This window comes from Sporosarcina highlanderae (genome assembly GCF_030433715.1).
GTDB lineage: Bacteria > Bacillota > Bacilli > Bacillales_A > Planococcaceae > Sporosarcina > Sporosarcina highlanderae.
The window spans coordinates 60,252-78,408 of the sequence record NZ_JAROCC010000003.1 but is presented as its reverse complement, the minus strand read 5'-3'; the positions used below and the strand labels follow the sequence as shown (position 1 = coordinate 78,408).

Annotated in this window: 17 protein-coding genes and 1 CRISPR repeat array; of the genes, 1 reads left to right on the top strand and 16 read right to left on the bottom strand. The window is 45.1% G+C overall.

The features are described 5' to 3' along the window. Positions 1-18: 18 nt before the first annotated feature. Entirely contained in the window at positions 19-204 is a 186-nt protein-coding gene (locus P5G49_RS04935) for a hypothetical protein (protein ID WP_301242374.1), read from the top strand. Positions 205-325: 121 nt separating this feature from the next. Here P5G49_RS04935 and P5G49_RS04930 read toward each other — a convergent pair whose 3' ends face one another. The 16 genes from P5G49_RS04930 to P5G49_RS04855 all read right to left on the bottom strand — a co-directional run bounded on the left by P5G49_RS04930 (position 326) and on the right by P5G49_RS04855 (position 16,800). Next, a complete protein-coding gene (locus P5G49_RS04930) occupies positions 326-1,801 on the bottom strand; it encodes an acyl-CoA synthetase (RefSeq protein WP_301242373.1) in 1,476 nt (491 codons plus the stop codon). Between the two features lie 19 nt (positions 1,802-1,820). Next, positions 1,821-2,561 carry a 3-oxoacyl-ACP reductase FabG gene (gene fabG / locus P5G49_RS04925; protein WP_301242372.1) on the bottom strand — a complete coding sequence of 247 codons (741 nt, stop codon included), beginning with the start codon at positions 2,559-2,561 and terminating at the stop codon, positions 1,821-1,823. Positions 2,562-2,573: 12 nt separating this feature from the next. Continuing rightward, the gene (gene phaZ / locus P5G49_RS04920) at positions 2,574-3,458 is read right to left on the bottom strand and encodes an intracellular short-chain-length polyhydroxyalkanoate depolymerase (RefSeq protein ID WP_301242371.1); all 885 of its coding nucleotides are present in this window, start codon (positions 3,456-3,458) and stop codon (positions 2,574-2,576) included. Between the two features lie 3 nt (positions 3,459-3,461). Then, the gene (locus P5G49_RS04915; RefSeq protein ID WP_301242370.1) at positions 3,462-4,481 is read right to left on the bottom strand and encodes a 3-oxoacyl-ACP synthase; all 1,020 of its coding nucleotides are present in this window, start codon (positions 4,479-4,481) and stop codon (positions 3,462-3,464) included. Continuing rightward, positions 4,481-5,482: a branched-chain amino acid ABC transporter permease gene (locus tag P5G49_RS04910; RefSeq protein ID WP_301242369.1), complete on the bottom strand. Its 1,002-nt coding sequence runs from the start codon at positions 5,480-5,482 to the stop codon at positions 4,481-4,483. The genes P5G49_RS04915 and P5G49_RS04910 overlap by 1 nt, the downstream gene beginning before the upstream one ends. 4 nt (positions 5,483-5,486) lie before the next feature. Further along, positions 5,487-6,347: a branched-chain amino acid ABC transporter permease gene (locus tag P5G49_RS04905; RefSeq protein WP_301242368.1), complete on the bottom strand. Its 861-nt coding sequence runs from the start codon at positions 6,345-6,347 to the stop codon at positions 5,487-5,489. 13 nt (positions 6,348-6,360) lie between these two features. Continuing rightward, a complete protein-coding gene (locus P5G49_RS04900) occupies positions 6,361-7,068 on the bottom strand; it encodes an ABC transporter ATP-binding protein (protein WP_301242574.1) in 708 nt (235 codons plus the stop codon). Continuing rightward, complete coding sequence (locus P5G49_RS04895; protein ID WP_301242367.1) at positions 7,046-7,819, bottom strand: ABC transporter ATP-binding protein; 774 nt, start codon at positions 7,817-7,819, stop codon at positions 7,046-7,048. The genes P5G49_RS04900 and P5G49_RS04895 overlap by 23 nt, the downstream gene beginning before the upstream one ends. Before the next feature lie 106 nt (positions 7,820-7,925). After that, on the bottom strand, positions 7,926-9,191 hold the full coding sequence (locus P5G49_RS04890) for a substrate-binding domain-containing protein (RefSeq protein WP_301242366.1): 1,266 nt from the start codon (positions 9,189-9,191) through the stop codon (positions 7,926-7,928). Between the two features lie 230 nt (positions 9,192-9,421). Continuing rightward, the gene (locus tag P5G49_RS04885; protein WP_301242365.1) at positions 9,422-9,691 is read right to left on the bottom strand and encodes a hypothetical protein; all 270 of its coding nucleotides are present in this window, start codon (positions 9,689-9,691) and stop codon (positions 9,422-9,424) included. 54 nt (positions 9,692-9,745) lie between these two features. Continuing rightward, a complete protein-coding gene (locus P5G49_RS04880; RefSeq protein ID WP_301242364.1) occupies positions 9,746-12,946 on the bottom strand; it encodes an AfsR/SARP family transcriptional regulator in 3,201 nt (1,066 codons plus the stop codon). Between the two features lie 154 nt (positions 12,947-13,100). After that, positions 13,101-14,021, bottom strand: a complete 921-nt coding sequence (locus tag P5G49_RS04875) for a catalase (RefSeq protein ID WP_301242363.1) — start codon at positions 14,019-14,021, stop codon at positions 13,101-13,103. A gap of 185 nt (positions 14,022-14,206) precedes the next feature. Beyond that, positions 14,207-14,956: a DUF5694 domain-containing protein gene (locus tag P5G49_RS04870; RefSeq protein ID WP_301242362.1), complete on the bottom strand. Its 750-nt coding sequence runs from the start codon at positions 14,954-14,956 to the stop codon at positions 14,207-14,209. Between the two features lie 255 nt (positions 14,957-15,211). Further along, the gene (locus tag P5G49_RS04865) at positions 15,212-15,730 is read right to left on the bottom strand and encodes a cupin domain-containing protein (RefSeq protein ID WP_435877189.1); all 519 of its coding nucleotides are present in this window, start codon (positions 15,728-15,730) and stop codon (positions 15,212-15,214) included. A 2-nt stretch (positions 15,731-15,732) separates the two neighbouring features. Then, complete coding sequence (locus tag P5G49_RS04860; RefSeq protein WP_301242360.1) at positions 15,733-16,335, bottom strand: DUF8042 domain-containing protein; 603 nt, start codon at positions 16,333-16,335, stop codon at positions 15,733-15,735. 126 nt (positions 16,336-16,461) lie between these two features. After that, complete coding sequence (locus P5G49_RS04855) at positions 16,462-16,800, bottom strand: hypothetical protein (protein WP_301242359.1); 339 nt, start codon at positions 16,798-16,800, stop codon at positions 16,462-16,464. A 167-nt stretch (positions 16,801-16,967) separates the two neighbouring features. Then, a CRISPR array of direct repeats spans positions 16,968-17,875; the repeat unit is 33 nt; unit sequence ATTTCAATCCACACTCCCTATACAGGGAGTGAC. Between the last annotated feature and the right edge of the window lie 282 nt (positions 17,876-18,157).

Sequence of the window (18,157 nt, the reverse complement as noted above, 5' to 3'; positions counted from 1 at the left end):
TAGAAAGGAGGAATGGACATGTTATTTTTTGAAGATGAAATCGAAAAAGTGAGGAAGGTAGTCGGTAATGAAAGATGGAATAACTTACGATTGCAGGACCCGCGAATAAATGGCCAATTACGGAAAGACCAGATGGCAAGGGATTTGGAAGCGAATAATGTTCGTGAACGCCGAAACCGTCTGTTGAATAGGTATGATCCGTGATTAGTTCTCATTGAATGCTGGTGACTTCCCATAGAATGCCGTGAACTTCCCATATACTAAAATAACCCCCACACAAAAAAGCGTCTCCAAGTCAAAAACCTGACTTTCGAGGCGCTTTTCATTAGATAAGCATCTTGCACAAGTACCCGCTATCGATTTTGCCGACATGCGTTTTCGGCAGTTCATCCAAAACTACAATTTTCTTCGGAATCTTATAGGTGGCCAAAGAGGCTCGACAATGCGCAATGACTGCGTCATTATTCAAATCCTCATCAGCCGCTACCACAAAAGCAACTACTATTTCGCCCCATTTTTCATCCGCCATGCCTACTACGGCAGCTTCGCGGATACCGGAATAGTTGATGAGACATTGCTCGACCTCTTGTGGATAGACATTTTCGCCGCCTGTAATGATCATGTCTTTCTTTCTTCCGACGATGAACGTGTCGCCATCCTCATCGACTTTCGCCAAATCCCCCGTACGTAGCCACCCATCCTGCACGGCTTCTGATGTTTCACGCGGTTTATTCCAATAGCCCGAAAATACATGCGGCCCCTTTACCAACAGCTCGCCGATTTCTCCTTTTCTACAAGCGTCCCCATTTTCATCCAACACCTGAATTTCATTGAACAGCATACTTTTCCCAACCGATCCGATCTTACGCGCCGAGTCTTCCGGGCGTATGAAAAAGTTATTCGGCCCCGCCTCCGTCAATCCGTATCCTTCCTTGAACCGCAACCCTTTTTCTCGGAATGAACGATAAACCGTCGCCGGGCATGGCGCGCCGCCTGATAAGAATACTTTCATTGAAGGAAACGATGATTGCCGGAAGCACTCCGTCTGGATCATCATCTGGTACATCGTCGGAACGAATAATGAAATTGTCGCTTCGTATTTATTCGTCACTTTCAATGCTTCTTCCGGGTCAAATTGGTGCCCGACCGCGACGCTGCCGCCCGCCATAAGCAAAGGGATGCTCAAGGCATTTAATCCGCCCGTATGAAAGAGTGGCATATAATTGACGGTCGTATCTTCTTCGGACAATCCCCAGCTCAAAATCGTATTCAGAGCATTCCAATTCACCGCTTCGTACGACAGCATGACACCTTTCGGCATGCCAGTCGTACCGCCTGTATAAATGATCATCCAAGGGTCCGTACGCACCGCGTCAACTACGAAAGACCAATTATCTTGCATCATTAAAGATTGAATGATAGATAGGGAGATTGACTCGGCGACATTCAATCCTTGAATTGATTCTTCAAAACTATTATCGAATAGGACCAACACGGGCGTGCAATCCTCTAAAAGAGCTTGCAATTCAGGGCGGCTCATTCTCCAGTTCAACGGAACGTAAATCAGCCCCATTTGTTCACATGCGAATAAAACGGCAAATAGCTCAGGTTTATTTGGGGAGTAAACAGCGATTCTATCCCCTTTTCGATACCCTTTCCCACGGAAAAAGGAAGCCCACCGAATTATCCGATTTTGCAACTCTTTGTATGACCAGCGCACATCCGCGTGGATATCGATTAACGCAATCCGTTCGGGAGAAAGTGCGGCTCTTTTCATTATCCAGCCTTGCTCATGGAACACGGTGATCCCCCTCCCTCCATCACATTGTTATGCCGCCGTCGACATGCAGAACATGTCCGTGCACATAGTCGGATTCGCCGCTTGCCAAAAACAAATAGGCATTGGCGATGTCTTCCGGTTTTCCAAGCCTTTGCAAGGAAACCGCAGATTCCATCTGTTTAATGACCTTCTCAGGCATTTTCTGAACCATCGCGGTCGCTGTAAATCCTGGTGCCACTGCATTTACATTGATTCCTTTACGGCCGAACTCTTTTGCCCACGTCTTCGTCATGCCAACCACAGCCGCTTTAGTTGCAGCATAATTCGTCTGCCCAAAGTTCCCGTAAACGCCACTCACTGAAGATGTATTGATGATCTTTCCAGCTCCAGCGGCGACCATATGCGGAACGACTGCTTGCGTGCAATTGAAGACGCCAGTAAGGTTCACATCCAACACACGTTGGAAATCTTCCTGCTCCATTTTCAGCAATGTGGCATCCCTCGTAATCCCCGCATTGTTTATTAAAATATCAATCTTTCCATATAGCTCAATTGTCTTTTCAACTAACTGAGCAACACTTTCGCGGTCGACGACATCTACTTGGCAAAAAGTGATTTCATAACCCTTTTCCCTGAATAAAACCTCTTGTTCCTTGCCCGCGGCTTCATCGAAATCGGCCATGACGACAGCAGCCCCTTCTTCCGCGAAACGCTCGCATGCCGCAAGACCGATGCCGTTCGCTCCTCCAGTGATGATTGCGACTTTCCCTTTTAGTCTCATTCCGTCAGCTCCTTACGCCAAAAACGCTTCGAACGTTGCAGTCAGCTTTTCCAAGTTATCGACAAGCGGGGAATGCCCCATATCCTTGAGGGAAATGAACGTCGCATTGTCCCCAAGATCTTCCATGATTTCATTGGTCATTTTCTCCGTCACAACATTGTCCCGATCGCCACGTAGGACAAGTACCGGAATCGTGATATCCTTCGCCTGGTTGCTGCCTTCCGTGACACCGTTATGAAACGGACTTATATTGAATGTGTTCAACGAATGGTACACATCCGCAAGATTCCGTTGGGTGAGCATATCATCTACATATTCTTCGTATTTATCAGCAAGCGGTTGTTGGTGGGTGTAGATCAACGCATTCCAAACCGCTTTAAGTCCATCCCGATTTTCCGTATCATACATTCCTTGAATCGCCAAAGTCTTTCCGGGGTCCTGCTCAATATCTTCAAACGTCTGCAAACGACGCTCCAAGTCCGGGGTACCGTCCGGCTTCGTGCCGAAAAACGGGTAACCTCTTGTCGATGCCGAAGCAAGGAGGACAAGTTTTTCACATTTTCCCGGATGATCCGCAACATATTGCATGCAAACCGCCCCGCCCGTCGACCAGCCGACCAAGGCGAAACCCTTCAATCCAAGCGCTTCAATGAATCCATGCAAATCATCGGAGAAATCCCGTATGCCTGAAACCCTTTCAAAGTAAGTAGACTCCCCGAACCCCCGCATATCAAGGGCATAGATTTTATACTCCGGGTCCATCCTGTCGATCAGGACATCCCAATGCTTCGACGACGTCATATTCCCATGGACGAGAACAACGACCTGATCGCCGCCTTCCCGTTCCCGATACGCAATCCGTTCGTTGTTCGACAAAGCTATATTTTTTAGTGCCACCCGTTATTCCTCCTCACTTTTTCCCCATTTCACCGTCACCGCACCCCATGCATAGCCGATTCCCGCACTGACAAGGACTGCGAGGTCGCCGTCTTTCAAATTCCCGGCATCTTGGGCCAACTCCACTGAAAGAATCTGATCCATCTGGCCGATATGGCCGAATTCATGCAAATAGATTGATTGGTCATCCGTCAATCCAAGTTCACGCAATACGAAATCATGCGCGGATCTTTTCATATGCAAAATGGCAAGATAGTCGATCTCTTTTTCGGTAAATCCGCTTTTTTGCAATGAACCCCGGATAACTTGCAGGAAGTTTTGCATTGATTTCTGTTCAAGCCTTGTTTTCATTCCAACCGGATCAAGCACGTCAAGACGGTATAATCCGTTCTCCAAATCCTCCGCTGTCAATGGCTTCTTAGTTCCGCCAACTGGCACAACTACATCTTCCGAAAATGAACCATCCGTGACGATTTCCGTTTCAAGAATGATATTCTCCATATGATCTCGCCGTAAAATCATCGCCGCTCCGCCTGCGCCCAAGTTAAACATGAAGCGTGTCCGTTCATTTTCATAATCGATGAAATCGCCGTTGCGATAACCGCCCGCCAAAAGAACCGTCCGGATAGTAGGATCAGCCACCATAAGACTTTTCGCCACTTTCATGGCCATGATTGTCGTGCCGCAACGAAGCGCTACATCGAACGCCCATGCATGATAAGCCCCGATTTCCTCTTGCATCTTTATGGCGGCCGTCCAGAGTGGATATTCCTTATGTTCCTCCCCGATATAGATGATGACATCGATTTCCTTCGGCTCGATTTGCCCCTTCCTCATTGCCTCTTGGGCCGCCCAAATCCCCATCGCTACAGTATGGTCATGCTCACCTGGTATCGGCTTTGCAGTGATGCCCATCTTCTCTCTCACTACATCGATGGGTAAATTAGCACGTTCCGCGATTTCTGCTGCTGTCGTTTTTGATTCAGGAATATAAACGCCAGTACTGACAATCCCGACGACCATTATAAAACCTCCTTCTTGGGCACAGGTTTCGATCCATCCTTTTTCGTCTTCCGCTTCCAGATCTGTTCCCGCACTGTCCCGACTATACCTCTTGGGAAGAAGACGACAGCAAGGATATAAACGATGCCGAAGAAGATGATCCATCGTTCAAAAATCGGATACTCCTTTGCCAAGCCAGATAAATAATGCTGCGCCAATTCGATCACCCCAGCACCGACGATCGGCCCGATCAACGTCCCCACTCCACCAATGATCGTCATCAGCAACGCATCCAACGTGATATCCATCGTCAACACACTCGTATTGACGAACCGGAGCGATACGGCATACAACGAACCGGCGAGGCTCGCAATGACTCCCGCAACGACCGAAGCGATTACCTTATAATGCAATGGATTGAAGCCAAGGGATCGTGTCCGCTGTTCATTCTCCCGGACGGCAACAAGCACTCTCCCGAAAGGTGAATTCACAAATCTTCGCAGGAATAAATACACAAGAACGAGACATGCAAGAGCGACGAGATAAAACATGACGCGATCCTTGAAAAATTCCGGCGCCTTGAACGTAAATCCGTCATTCCCTTGGGTCAATGTCCGCCATTTCTCGGCAAGTACTAAAAACAATCCGGATACGGCAAGCGTCAGCATCGCAAAGAAGTGGCTTTTCAATCGTAACGTAAGCAAGCCGATAAAGAAGCTGATCAGTCCCGCAAGAAGCATCCCGACTCCGATTGAAAGGATGAACATGCCCATCGTCGGTTCGATCCTTTTCAACATGACAGCAGTCGTATACGCCCCCATCCCGAAAAACATCGCATGCCCGAACGAAACGATTCCCGTATAGCCAAGCAAAATATCATAACTCATCGCAAGGATTGAGAAGATGAATATTTGGGTCAATAAAATGGTCCATGTCCTTGAATCCGAAACGAACGGGAAGATGACAAGCGCAAGAACGATCACAACGAGTAAGTAATGATTCAATTGAAATTTCCGTTTCATGCCGTCACCCCTTTGCCGTGAAAAGCCCTTGCGGACGGAAGATTAATACGATTGCCATAAGCATCATATTGACCGCAAGTGAAAGTGCCGGAACGTAATAGGCCATATAACTTCCCGCTAATCCTACAAGAATAGCCGCTGATAACGATCCAGAAAAACTGCCCATTCCCCCAATGACAACAACGATAAACGCCAAAATCGCAAATTCGAATCCCATTTCCGCATAAATCACACCGGAATACGGGGCAAACAACACACCACCCAATGCTGCAAGCGCCGCACCCGTCATGAAAACGTATAGAAAGACTCGTTTAATATTAATGCCAAGTGCCTGCACCATTTCCTTATTCATAACACCAGCGCGGACAACAAGACCGATTTTTGTTTTCTGCAGCATATATTGGAAGATGCCAAAGATAAGAAACCCGACGAAAATGATGAATAATCGGTACTTAATGATAAGGACATCCCCAAACTCATAGCTACCCGCCAAGTACGGCGGCACTTTCGCCGCAATCTGATTTGGTCCCCAGACGACTTTCAACATTTCCGTCAACACAAGCATGAAACCAAGTGTAATGAGGATCTGCTGAACGTGATTCCCGTAAACCGGCGTGATGATCAGCTTTTCTGTAATGAATCCAAGGATAGCCCCCGTCAGAATCGCACCTAAAATACCAAGGAAAAAACTACCCGTGAGCGAATAAAACCACACCCCGGAATAGGCACCCCATGCGAACAAACCACCATGCGCAAAGTTCAACACGCTCATCAAACCGAAAATAAGGGTCAATCCGGAAGCAAGAAGAAAGATGAGCATGCCTGTCGCTAAGCCGTTGATCGTCAAATTGATAAGTAATTCCATCGTGCAGCCCCCTTCACCCGATCCCCAAGTATTTTCGTTTCAATTCTTCATTCTGTATCAAATCTTTCATCGCGCCCGCATGTACCGTCGCACCGTCATCGATGAGCGTGTACCGGTCCCCGATCCTGCTTGCCATGAAGAAATTCTGTTCAACAAGTACGATCGTCGTACTTTTTTTCATTTCGGTAATTGCTTCCATCACTTTCTCAATGACAATCGGAGCAAGCCCTTTCGATGGTTCATCGATCAGCAACAGCTTGCTTTCATGGACGAATGCCCTTGCCATCGCCAACATCTGTTTTTGCCCACCCGACAGATGACCGCCGTCCTTTTTCCAAAACGTCTTCAAATCAGGAAAAAGATCCAACACATATTCCTGACGAGCAAGCGTCGCATCATCCTCTTTGCGCATTGCCACTTTCATATTTTCCTCGACAGTGAGATCAGCGAATATTCCCTGGTCTTCCGGGACATAACCGATTCCCGAATTGGCAATTACATATGTAGGGCGTTTTTTGATGTCCTCGTCTTCAAAAAGAATTGTCCCTTTCGAAGCCGGCGTCAGCCCCATGATCGTTTTCAAGGTCGTTGTTTTTCCAGCCCCGTTACGCCCTAATAGCACACTCACTTCCCCTTCGCGTGCCTCGAATGAAACGCCTTGAAGGATATGATATTGTCCGATATGCGTGTGGAGTTCCTCAACTTTCAGCAAGGTTTTCATCATATAAGCCTCCCAGGTACGCTTTTTGAACGGTCTCATTGTTCATGATTTCCTCAGGACTCCCGTCTGCAAGGAGTTTGCCGTTGAAAAGCACCATGATCGAATCCGATAGGTCAAGTATCATATCCATCTTGTGTTCAATCAGGAGAATCGTCTTTTCTCCTGTCTGTTTGATCGCCCTGATGACGTCAAGGATTGCCGGCACTTCCTCAAGCGACATCCCCGCAGTCGGTTCATCCAATAAAAGCACTTCCGTATCAAGCGCCAATAGCATCGCAATCTCCAACTTGCGCTTTTCGCCATGGGAAAGTTGGCTCGCAATGGCGTATTCCTTTCCTTGCAGCAAGACGACTTCAATTAGCCTGTGCGCTTCCTCCAAAAGCTTTGTATAATGCATGGAATGGCGGTACATCTTATACCTGATTTTTTCTTTCGACTGGACCGCGAGACGCACATTTTCAAGTACCGTCAAATTCGGAAAAACGTTCGTAATTTGAAATGAACGGCCAAGCCCCATTCTTGCCCGTGCTACCGCTGACATCGAAGTGATCGGGATTCCTTTGAAATAGACCTCGCCTTCCGTCGCTTTCAATTCACCGCTCAGCAAATTAAAAAACGTCGTTTTCCCCGCACCGTTCGGACCGATGATCGACTTCAACTGTTTTGCAGGCATTTCAAAATCCACTTTGGAAACTGCCGTATGTCCACCGAAGCGGATCGTCAAATTCTCTGTTTTAATGATCGGTTCCACATTGTTTCCTCCTTCCACCTGTTCAGCCCTTCTCGATTGGATGAAACAGGGGGATTTCATCCAATTGAGAAGGACAGTACAAACTGTCAAACTGTCCTTCTTTCTTTTACTTATTCTGGATTGGTGGCTCAGTCTCTTCAGGCGACAATTCCCTTAGAAGTACAGGCACCGGATATGGAATGCCATCTTGCTTCTCAAGCTTTATGGAGTAAAGCGTCTGAAGCGCTTGGTGGTCTTCCGCCCGGAATGTCATCTTCCCTTTCGGAGTTTCGAAAGACATGCCTTCCATTACTTTGATCAACTTCTTGCCGTCAGCATCACCGTCTGTTTTCTTCAAAGCTTCAATGATTGCGATTGCCGCCGACATACCTCCCGGTGTGAATAGATCCGGAACATCGCCGTTGTATCTCGCTTTATGTTCCTTGACGAGCCAATCATTGATTGGGTTGTTAGGAAGCGTGTGGTAGTAAACGGAGAACCCTTCCATGCCTACAAGTGGCTCCATGATGGATAGTGCAGGGATATCCGGTGCACCCGTTGAAATCTTGATGCCTTTTTCCTGCATCTTCAAGTCTGCAATTTGGTTCCATGGCGAGTTAGCGCCAGCCCAAACGACAAACATATAATCCGGTTTTGCTTCAATGATCTTCTGCAAATTGGAAGTGAAGTCAGTTGCAGCTGGGTCAGCGAATTCTTCAAGGATAACTTCAGCCCCAAGTTTTTCAGCCGCCTTTTTAAATGCCGCAACGCCGTCCCATCCGAATGAATAGTCCGGTGCGAATGTTGCAATTTTCACACCAGGTCCCGCAATCGCCGCCGCACCCGCTACAGCATCTTGTGAAGAGTTACGCGCTGTCCGGAAGATGAACGGGTTGAACTCTGAGCCTGTGATGCTGTCCGCAACTGCCGGCTCGACAATCATGATCTTCTCGTATTCCTCTGCAAGGGGAAGAACAGCGAGTGTGTCACCGGAGCTTGATGATCCGACAAGGAAGTCGACTTCATCCTCTTCAAGCAATTTTGTTGCCTTCTTTACGGCGACTTCTGGCTTTGTTTCTGTATCTTCATAGACGACTTCAATTTTCTTTCCTGCGACGACCATTGTTCCGCCTGTTGCATACTCAAGACCAAGTTCGAAGCCTTGCTTAGTTTGCTTTCCGTATGATTCAAGGGCGCCGGTCAGGGAGGCAAGGACACCGATTTTAATTGTGCCTAATACTTCCTCTTCTTGTTCATTCTCATTTGACTGTGTTGTTGCTTTTTCGTCATCGTCCGTTTTTGTGGACGCTTTGCCACCGTCTGATTTGCTACAAGCGGCACTGATGACAAGCATCAATGCAAGTAATAAAAACAACCACGATTTATTCTTCATACTGCAACTCCTCTCTCCTACTGTTTTTTGTAACCGCTTTCTTTCTGTCTATTACTCTATGGGATGGGAGTTGCATTTCAGTTACATGGACTAAAGATGGCCGTTGCTTTCCGTTCCTGGCGGACGCTTTCCTGGGGGCGGGCGGTGAGCCGCTTCCTTCGCTGCGCTCCGTCCAGGGTCTCACCTGTCCCGCTAATCCCCAAGGAGTCGCCGCCCTCCACTACAATCAACTACTGCAAATCAATTAGTAATTTCTTTTTAAAAGGGCATTGTTGGTTAAGTGCATTTGGCTCATCAGGGGGTTCTAAGTGCATATAGACTCCTGCGGGAATGAAATTGCTTGGGACTTCCCGTAGAATGGCGGTGACTTCCCATAGAATCCTGTCGACTTCCCGTAGAACGTCGGAGACTTCCCATAGATCCCCTTTGACTTCCCATTTAACGCCAGGAACTTTCCGTAGACTGCCACTGACTTCCCATTGAACAACAAAATACTCCATCGACTCTCCCATTAATAGAATCTAACAAAAAAAGGAAGCCCCCACTCTGCTTCCTTACAATTCGTTCATGATCATTCTATACATCTGCTCTGTTGTTTCCATTGGTTCGATTGAGTATTCTTCTTGTAGAACTGCTTTGCATTTCATGTACCACTTGATTGATTGCGGGCGGTTTTGGAGTTGGTAGTGTGCGTACATGAGTAGGCGGTAGGCTTCTTCCCATGTCGGTTCAATATGCAATAGCCGTTCTGCCCATTCGATTGTTTTGCCGTAATCACGCAGTCGGGTGAAGGATTGGGCGAGCCTTTCGATTACTTGGATGAAATGCTGTTCGGTTTGGTCGCGTTGATGGGCTATCCACTCAACCGATAATTTTTCCTCGAATAGTTTTCCTTTGTATAGTGAAGCTGCTTTCAGTAAGGATTCGACGGTTTGTTTTGCGTCTTTTTCCGAAAGTCCTTTTTCCATATGTTGATTGAATTGATCCAAGTCGCTTCGAATTTCGGCTTTTGGATTCAGCCGGTACATCGTTTGTTTGCGAAGGATGAAAAAGGATGGTTCCCTTGCGCTACGTTTTGGTTCAATTACTTTTAATAAAGCATTCAGTGCTACCTTGAAATCCCGGTCAGCGCTTTTCTCATCGGCATCCATCCATAATGCCTGCATGATTTCTTCTTTCGGAACGTATCGATTTTTATTCAGTAGTAAATAAAGGAAAAGTTCTTTCGCTTTATCCCGCTGCCATTTCCGCTCATCGACCTCGTCGAATCCAAGATACATTGTGAATGGTCCTAAGACGCGAACGTCCAATTTGTAACCGGGATGGGATACAGCATCATCAAGTTGAAGGAAGTGGACCGCTTGTTGGATGCCTTCATCGCAAGGAAGCAAGCGCGCCGCCTTCAGCACTAACGGATGGATGGATTGGCGGTCGAACGGGCCGAATAGAGTATCGGATGATAAAAAGAATGAGTAATGATGCGTCATCATAAGGGAGAAGCATTGTTTTGAATAAGTCCGGAATAAATCATCATCAGCCATTCGGTCATAGATTGCCATGAGCCAAAATGCAGTGACCATCTCTCCATAATGATCTCCGCATTCCTTAAATATCCGCTCCGCTTCTTGGAGATGCCTTTCACTTTCCTTTTCATTGCGCGCGTAAAAGTAGACAATCGACAAGCCGACATGTATTAATCCCGACAACCAACCATCATTCACACGTTCCGTTTCATGCAAACCCGCTTTTCCGTATTGGATTGCTTCGGAATAATTCCCTTCCTTTGTAGCCAATATGGATAACCCCATGTAGGCCTCCGCGTTGCCGCGTGAAACATTCAACTCGTCCATTCGTTGAATCGCCTGTATGTAAAATTCCTTAGGTGTAATTAAATCGGTAGGGTCGGCAAGTATTTGCGAATGTCCCATTCGAATGCGGCCAACTGCTTCGATGAAACCTGATTTTTCGGCGACGCCTAACTTGATTCCCTTTGCTGCACTTTCCATTGCCTGCTCGGTTTGGCCTGTCATCGCATAAACCAAAGAAAGCAAGACGTCTGTTTCGCGATGGGCATCGGGCAGTGTGGAATCGTCTACTCTTGAAGACAAAATAGCTTGAGTTTCAATTAAATTGCCCCTTCTCAACGCAATCCGTGCATCCAAGTTTCCTTCTCGCAAAATGCTTTTATCGTGAATTTCCCGTTCCACCCATTCTGCCGCTGCTGACGCTCTTCCCAAATTGACAAGATTCTCCGCAAATTGCCGTTTTAATAACTCCATTTCAAGAGGTGTGGTATTCTCACTTTTTTCAGCTAATAGAATCGCGTTCATTAAATAAGAATCCGCCAATCCGGGTTGGATTGTATCCAAGTAAATATGAGCGATCCCTGCATTTGCTCTGCCCGCATAATAATCATCGCCTACCTTTTCGGCAATCTGAATGCATTTTGAATAAGCTTCCCTTGCTTTCTCGTAAAATGCGCGATACCGATGGGCCTCCCCTTCATAGTAATAAAGGGGATAATAAGTCTCCCGCATTTCAAAACTAAGTCCCTTTAGTATTTCAAGTAGCCATTCGAACTGTCCTGATTTTATTAATGAAGACCCATTTTCTGTTATTATTTTTCCTATGAACTGTCCATCCCCGCACTTGATTGAGTGAGAAATGGCTTGAATCGGCTCCTTCCGATGGAGATAAAATTCAGCCGCTTTCTTTTGAATTTCCTCATATTGCTGCATGTTGACCGTCTGCCACTTCCTCTCCAAAAATTGTTGGAAAAGGGCATGATAGCGGTAGGACCCTTCACCGATTGCCTGAATGAACACATGTCGGCCCGCAAGCTCTTGAAGAATTGAAACAGCTTTATCTCCGTAAAAAGATTCAATAAGTTCCTCGGAAAACATAGGAAAAATGGAAAAAGATAGTGCCCACTCCTGTTCCTCCCCAGTCATCCGATTGAAAACTTCTTCTGAAAGATAGGCAAATAAATCATGCAACGCGGGTTTCATTTCAACCGCCAAATCACCTTCTGCTCCTGCAAGATGAATAGCCAACAGATTCACAGCAATTGCCCATCCTTCAGTCAACCTGATAATCGAAGCCGCCTCATCAGAAGTCAAGATCTGGTCAAAATAATCCTCAAAGAAAACCGAGACTTCATCCTCTAAGAATAAAAGATCCTCTTCTACCAATTCGTTCAATTGTCCCGTCAATTTCAACTTAACCAAACCCGACCAACGCGGACGATTCCGCGTAGCAACGACGAGATGAACTTGTGGTGGCAACAACCCAATCATCTTTTCGATTAAATAAGTGATTTGAAAAACGTGGTCAACGTAATGGAAATCATCAATAACGATGAAAAATGGTCGCTCTATTTCAACAAGCTCATTCATAAACAAAGCAAGCCAACGCTCAAGATCCATTTCCCTCGGAAACATCTCGGGCGTATCCCACTCGGATAGCGAGTCTCCAAAATGCGGACAAACCCGTCGGATACTTTCGGTCAAATACGTGATGAACGGAAGGATATCATCATCTTCCTGCGTGACGGAATACCAGCTATATAACGCTCGCGTGTCATGAAAATAAGCTGCCAGTCCGGAACTCTTCCCGTAACCCGCACCACTATGCAACAGCGTAAGCTTCACCCGCTTCGCCATTTTCATCTTTTTAATGAATGTCGCCCTTCGCATATATGTAACGGACGGCATCGGCGGCATCAGCTTCGAAAGTAATACCGGTTTTGTCTGCATCGATTCTCACCTACCCTATTAATATCTCTTTATAGTAAGTTTATCACAGGAAGGTTCTGAATTGAATGACATGTTTGGAAGGTAATAAAAAAACACCAACAGCCTAATAAATCCGCAAAATGCAGATTTTTTAGGCTGTCTTACTAAATCACTATTATTTAGGCAACCGTTCCTCCCGTAATCGCCTTCCCGACGATTCCGCATAAACTGGAGACCGATATCGGAGAATCGGATCATCCGAGCATTCAAGCCCTTCCACTTCCATTGTCGGATCAAAAACGAGGGACTCTGCTGCGTCTTCCCTCACTGATTTCAGTGTCAGAATTCCTGCTTCAATCATCGGCCGTTCCTCCGGCCACCTGACACTTGGATCATCCACGAGGTCACCCTCTCCTGCTATCAGGACCATTAGGCGAAATTGCACATCTTCGCTTTTCATACGCTCTATCAGCTCAGTCTCCAAATCATCCATATGCCCGGTTAACAGACCCTTATTCTCTTCAAGGACAGGCACCCACCTGAACCGTACAGCCTGCCGCTTGTCTTGCTCGTTCACCAAGTAATACGAATGGAGTGCATGGTACGTCTCCTCCGCAAAGCTTGTAGTCGGTTTCAATTGCTTCAAGAGGACTAACACCGTCCGATATTCAGGATCTTTCCGGAGGACACGCCACTTTTCACGCCATGACAGCTCACCATTCGTCATCATCTTTAGCAACCTGACAAACGCTTCAGGCGTTTTTGTTACGAACACTGGTACATTCGCCATCGTCAAGTTCGTAACTCCGCCATCCGGCAATGAAAACTGGACCGCCATCCCCTTGATCGGCACAAGCCATTCAGGCGGATCAGGCGTCACGGTGCTATGGGAAAACCGGACAACAGCTTGAACTTTTCCATCTTGCAAATGTTGCGCTTTAGTCAAGGATGCCACATTCCCGTTCGGCTCAAATTTTGCGTCAAAAGCAATTCCTTTCGGATGCGCCCGCCGATAACCTGGATACCTACCCGCAAATTCTTCAATCGCATCTACCGCTTTATCCGGCGCTATGTAATCGTCTTCAATCCCAAACATAACCGCACCACTCTTTTCGCTGTTTACCTCTTCTTTACCCTTAAACAGCAAGGTTCATACGCAATCGAAGAAACAAAGCAAAAATGCTCAAGCTACAAATCAAAAAGACACCTTCATTACCTAAAATTGCAGAGGTAGAAAGGCATCTTATGAATTAAAATTATCCTATACCATTACAGTACCCATCAAGTTAAATACGGCAGCACTGGCTCAATCACGACCGCTCCGCTTTCACGTAGGAAATTCCCAACAATCTCAACATGGCCCGATCCGACAATGAACAAAATCCGCTCATCACCTGAAGTCGCTAAGTCCATTAAATTAGAGAACATGATTAAATTACGCTCATACCACCAGACCAACCAGTCGATGCCGACATATGCTTCCGCTTCTTTTAATCGGGCGATGTTCAGGTTCATACGATGATGTTGCTTAATCACTTCCGGTTGGTTCGCATAGGAAAACCACTCTTTTACTGTTCGATTTCCGATTGCAAGTAAATCATGCCCGTCTTCCAACCAACCGAAAATTTCCTGGAATAACTCCGGCTGATTCTCCTTCGCCCATTGGTAGACCTCTCCGGAAGTCTTTCGCCTAGAGCCTTTTTCCATCCAGTCAATCGCATCCACTTTCGGAAGACCTGCTTTTTTTGCAATCCTAAATCCAAGCTGAAACACTTCATTCATCTCTAAATCATAGTCGCCATTTATGTACGCATCATACTTTTCATTTAGAGCTGCATCCCACTTCTTCTCCACCTCGACAGCCACCTTTGTCGGTTTGAATGCAGATAACCGTTCCACTACCTCCTTGATTTCCTTTTGTCTCGTCTCTGAAAATAAGTCATCCGTCTCTGTAACATAGGCGTCCGCAGTCTCGCCCATATGGAACGTACCTAAGATTAGTATAGTTGGTTTTTTATGCATTTCGGTCATTTTAAATAATCCCCCAGTTAACTATTTTTTGTCTCTAAATAGTTAGTTTAACATAGGAAAGTTCTGAATTAAACGACATAAATAGATAAAATAAAAATGCCTACCTGTTAGGTGTGTTGGCTACTAACAGGTAGGTGTTTAAATTAAGAACTATAATTAATTCAAATCCCTACGAATAAATTCCGAATCAATCGTCTCTCCAAATTCCTTCTCCATTTGTTCGAAAACAGGTAGGCATATCTCAAAGTACCCCCTTTATTCCGGAAGCACTTCATAAGCTAATTTCATAATGATTTCCTCTTGCTCAGGATACTTTGACAGCAGCTCTTCCTGTGTAAACATCTCAAAATCCTCGAATTCAAAGCCGGGAGACACCATGCACCCGACTAAGGAAAAAGCATCCTCTTCCATAACAGATGATCCGAAGATAGAGTTCTTAGGAACGAGTGCTTGCGGGACTTCCCCTTGCTCAAGGTTCAGCCCAAGCTTAATCTCTTCATACGTCCCATTTTCATGGAGTATATGTACGGTTAATGAGCTACCCGCGTGGTAATACCACAACTCATCCGACTTCAACCGATGAAAATGTGACACATCAGTGGACGTTAAAAGAAAATAAATGCTCGTATAAAGCTTTCTCTTCCCATCATACGTGACGGATAATTCCTTATCGGTTACCTGTTCATTCGAAACAAACGTCTGCTTATAATACCCGCCTTCCGGATGCGGTTCTAATCCAAGTTTCGAAATGTAATACATTGCATCTTGTTTCATCATTAATTCAGATCCTTCCGAACAAACTCCGAATCGATCGTCTTCCCAAATTCCTCTTCAAGTTGAACAAAAAACGGCAAGAGACCATTCTTGATAATTGTTGAAATTTGATTGGTGTTTTTCTTTTCCATCGCTTTTCGAATCTTTAACAACTCCGCTTGCATGTTGGACTTCAACTGTTGGAATAGTTCCCAATTTGTAGGACGTTCTTTACTATTTGTCACTACTTTAAGCATATCATTTAGCCACTCCATCCCGCCCAATAGCAATTCAAACCTGTCCCAAATATCACTTGTCGGAACACGATTAAAGCCCTCGACAAGTAAGCTCATATCAGGAATTGCACGCTGCAAATATTCCTCAGCCGATAGAAGGACATCATTCACAAATTCCTTTTCTGTTTTAATGACAACCTTTAGATCCTTGATTTCGTCTAAATTGCTTTCCAAATACTCCTCATGCTCGTCGTAAACTTCTTCGCCGTCGGCAATGAAATGGCTGAAATAATGGCCTTGCGTCACGCTTTCGTTAATCAGCTCAATCACTTCATCCGCTGATGGTATCTCTTTATACTCAATATGTTGTTCACCGATAATTAATTTCAAAATTGCTGCCTCCAAGTAATTCAAATTTGCTGTGCCGTTGTTTATATCGGTTAGTATAGGCATTATTCCAGTTTTACAATAATGTTTAATCAGTTTTCGGTAGCAGGTTTTTCAACAATTCCGAATTCAATGAGAACCTGGTATCAGAAATATGTAATATTCGCGAAGATCTTTTCTATTTAACGTGATAGTTTGTACAGGCATGCTTTGTAAATATTTTATGCCATATTCCTCATTATATTGATGGTTAGCGAAAAGACCATATGCTTGAAACAAAACGATATCGTCTATTAATATATTAGGCTCCTTTCCACCAACAATTATAAAGGGAGCATTGTCTTCCTTTATGGTTGATATGCTAATATTATGCCCAATATACTCTTCATTGAAGATACGACCGGCAACTTTTTCAATATACTCCGGAGTATTAATAATTAGTGGCACAGGCCTGAAGAATCCCGCCATAGCATCACCTTGCTCTATCTTCTATATTTCAATATTAAAAGCATTATAGTATACCTTGTCTAGAAAAGAATTCTCTGACCTCCGGACACTAAATATTAAATAATGTTCGGTACCAGGTTCTGGAACAATTCTGAATTCAATGAGAACCTGGTATCCGAAATTTTTCGATTTCAATCCACACTCCCTATACAAGGAGTGACCAATTTCCTCAACTGTCAATTTCTTTTGGGGATATTTCAATCCACACTCCCTTTACAAGGAGTGACTTTGTAAGTGCGGTTGTTGTTGCGGAGTTATTGATTTCAATCCACACTCCCTATACAAGGAGTGACTTAAGGAGAAGTGGACAAGCTTTCATGCAGTCTTATTTCAATCCACACTACCTATACAAGGAGTGACTACCTATATATAGATGTTGGTCAACATTTTCTGTATTTCAATCCACACTCCCTATACAGGGAGTGACTTAGCCGGTTTGGCATTGATATAACAGCTTTGTCATTTCAATCCACACTCCCTATACCGGGAGTGACGTACATATTCAGTTCATTTCAACAGGCCTATGGAATATTTCAATCCACACTCCCTATACAGGGAGTGACGATTTGCCCACATTGCAAGGGAAAAATGGGGGAGCCATTTCAATCCACACTCCCTATACAGGGAGTGACTGCAACCCTTTGCTCCAAGATGGTTGATATTGTTCATTTCAATCCACACTCCCTATACAGGGAGTGACCTTCTTCAGTCAGCATAGTTTCAGATAATGAAAATTTCAATCCACACTCCCTATACAGGGAGTGACCGTATGTTCGTAGTTTTCGCTGCTGCCGGTGTTCTATTTCAATCCACACTCCCTATACAGGGAGTGACGAAGAAAGGGAGGGTGGTGCAGATGAAGAGGGTATTTCAATCCACACTCCCTATACAGGGAGTGACTAAAATCTTCGCTTGTCAGTATGCTTTCCTCTATTATTTCAATCCACACTCCCTATACAGGGAGTGACATTTGAAACACCTAATGTTGGAACTCAAAAAAATGATTTCAATCCACACTCCCTATACAGGGAGTGACTGCAAAATATTGTATCTGCATTATACCATCTTCAATATATTGTGTCTGCCTGTTCCCTATATACAATTTCATCATTACAAATCACCTGTATATGAGATATCCTTGCTTCTTTCATGCGCGAACCTCCCAAGTTTTTCATGTTCACTTAGGGTTCGCATTTTTCATTTTGACTTGAAAAATCGAATTTATGTAGGAAATCCTTTATTGCTTGGTAAATTAAAACTCAGACTTTTTGAGTGGCTAAATAAATTTTATATTAGCTAATAAACTAAATTGCTGTTA

Excerpts from the sequence above, each read along its gene's own strand:
- P5G49_RS04865 (WP_435877189.1), bottom strand. The coding sequence starts at position 15,730 with ATGAAACAAGATGCAATGTATTACATTTCGAAACTTGGATTAGAACCG.
- P5G49_RS04935 (WP_301242374.1), top strand. The coding sequence starts at position 19 with ATGTTATTTTTTGAAGATGAAATCGAAAAAGTGAGGAAGGTAGTCGGT.
- P5G49_RS04880 (WP_301242364.1), bottom strand. The coding sequence starts at position 12,946 with ATGCAGACAAAACCGGTATTACTTTCGAAGCTGATGCCGCCGATGCCG.
- P5G49_RS04900 (WP_301242574.1), bottom strand. The coding sequence starts at position 7,068 with ATGAAAACCTTGCTGAAAGTTGAGGAACTCCACACGCATATCGGACAA.
- P5G49_RS04885 (WP_301242365.1), bottom strand. The coding sequence starts at position 9,691 with ATGGAGTATTTTGTTGTTCAATGGGAAGTCAGTGGCAGTCTACGGAAA.
- P5G49_RS04855 (WP_301242359.1), bottom strand. The coding sequence starts at position 16,800 with ATGGCGGGATTCTTCAGGCCTGTGCCACTAATTATTAATACTCCGGAG.
- P5G49_RS04910 (WP_301242369.1), bottom strand. The coding sequence starts at position 5,482 with ATGAAACGGAAATTTCAATTGAATCATTACTTACTCGTTGTGATCGTT.
- P5G49_RS04875 (WP_301242363.1), bottom strand. The coding sequence starts at position 14,021 with ATGTTTGGGATTGAAGACGATTACATAGCGCCGGATAAAGCGGTAGAT.
- fabG (WP_301242372.1), bottom strand. The coding sequence starts at position 2,561 with ATGAGACTAAAAGGGAAAGTCGCAATCATCACTGGAGGAGCGAACGGC.
- P5G49_RS04905 (WP_301242368.1), bottom strand. The coding sequence starts at position 6,347 with ATGGAATTACTTATCAATTTGACGATCAACGGCTTAGCGACAGGCATG.
- P5G49_RS04870 (WP_301242362.1), bottom strand. The coding sequence starts at position 14,956 with ATGACCGAAATGCATAAAAAACCAACTATACTAATCTTAGGTACGTTC.
- P5G49_RS04915 (WP_301242370.1), bottom strand. The coding sequence starts at position 4,481 with ATGGTCGTCGGGATTGTCAGTACTGGCGTTTATATTCCTGAATCAAAA.
- P5G49_RS04890 (WP_301242366.1), bottom strand. The coding sequence starts at position 9,191 with ATGAAGAATAAATCGTGGTTGTTTTTATTACTTGCATTGATGCTTGTC.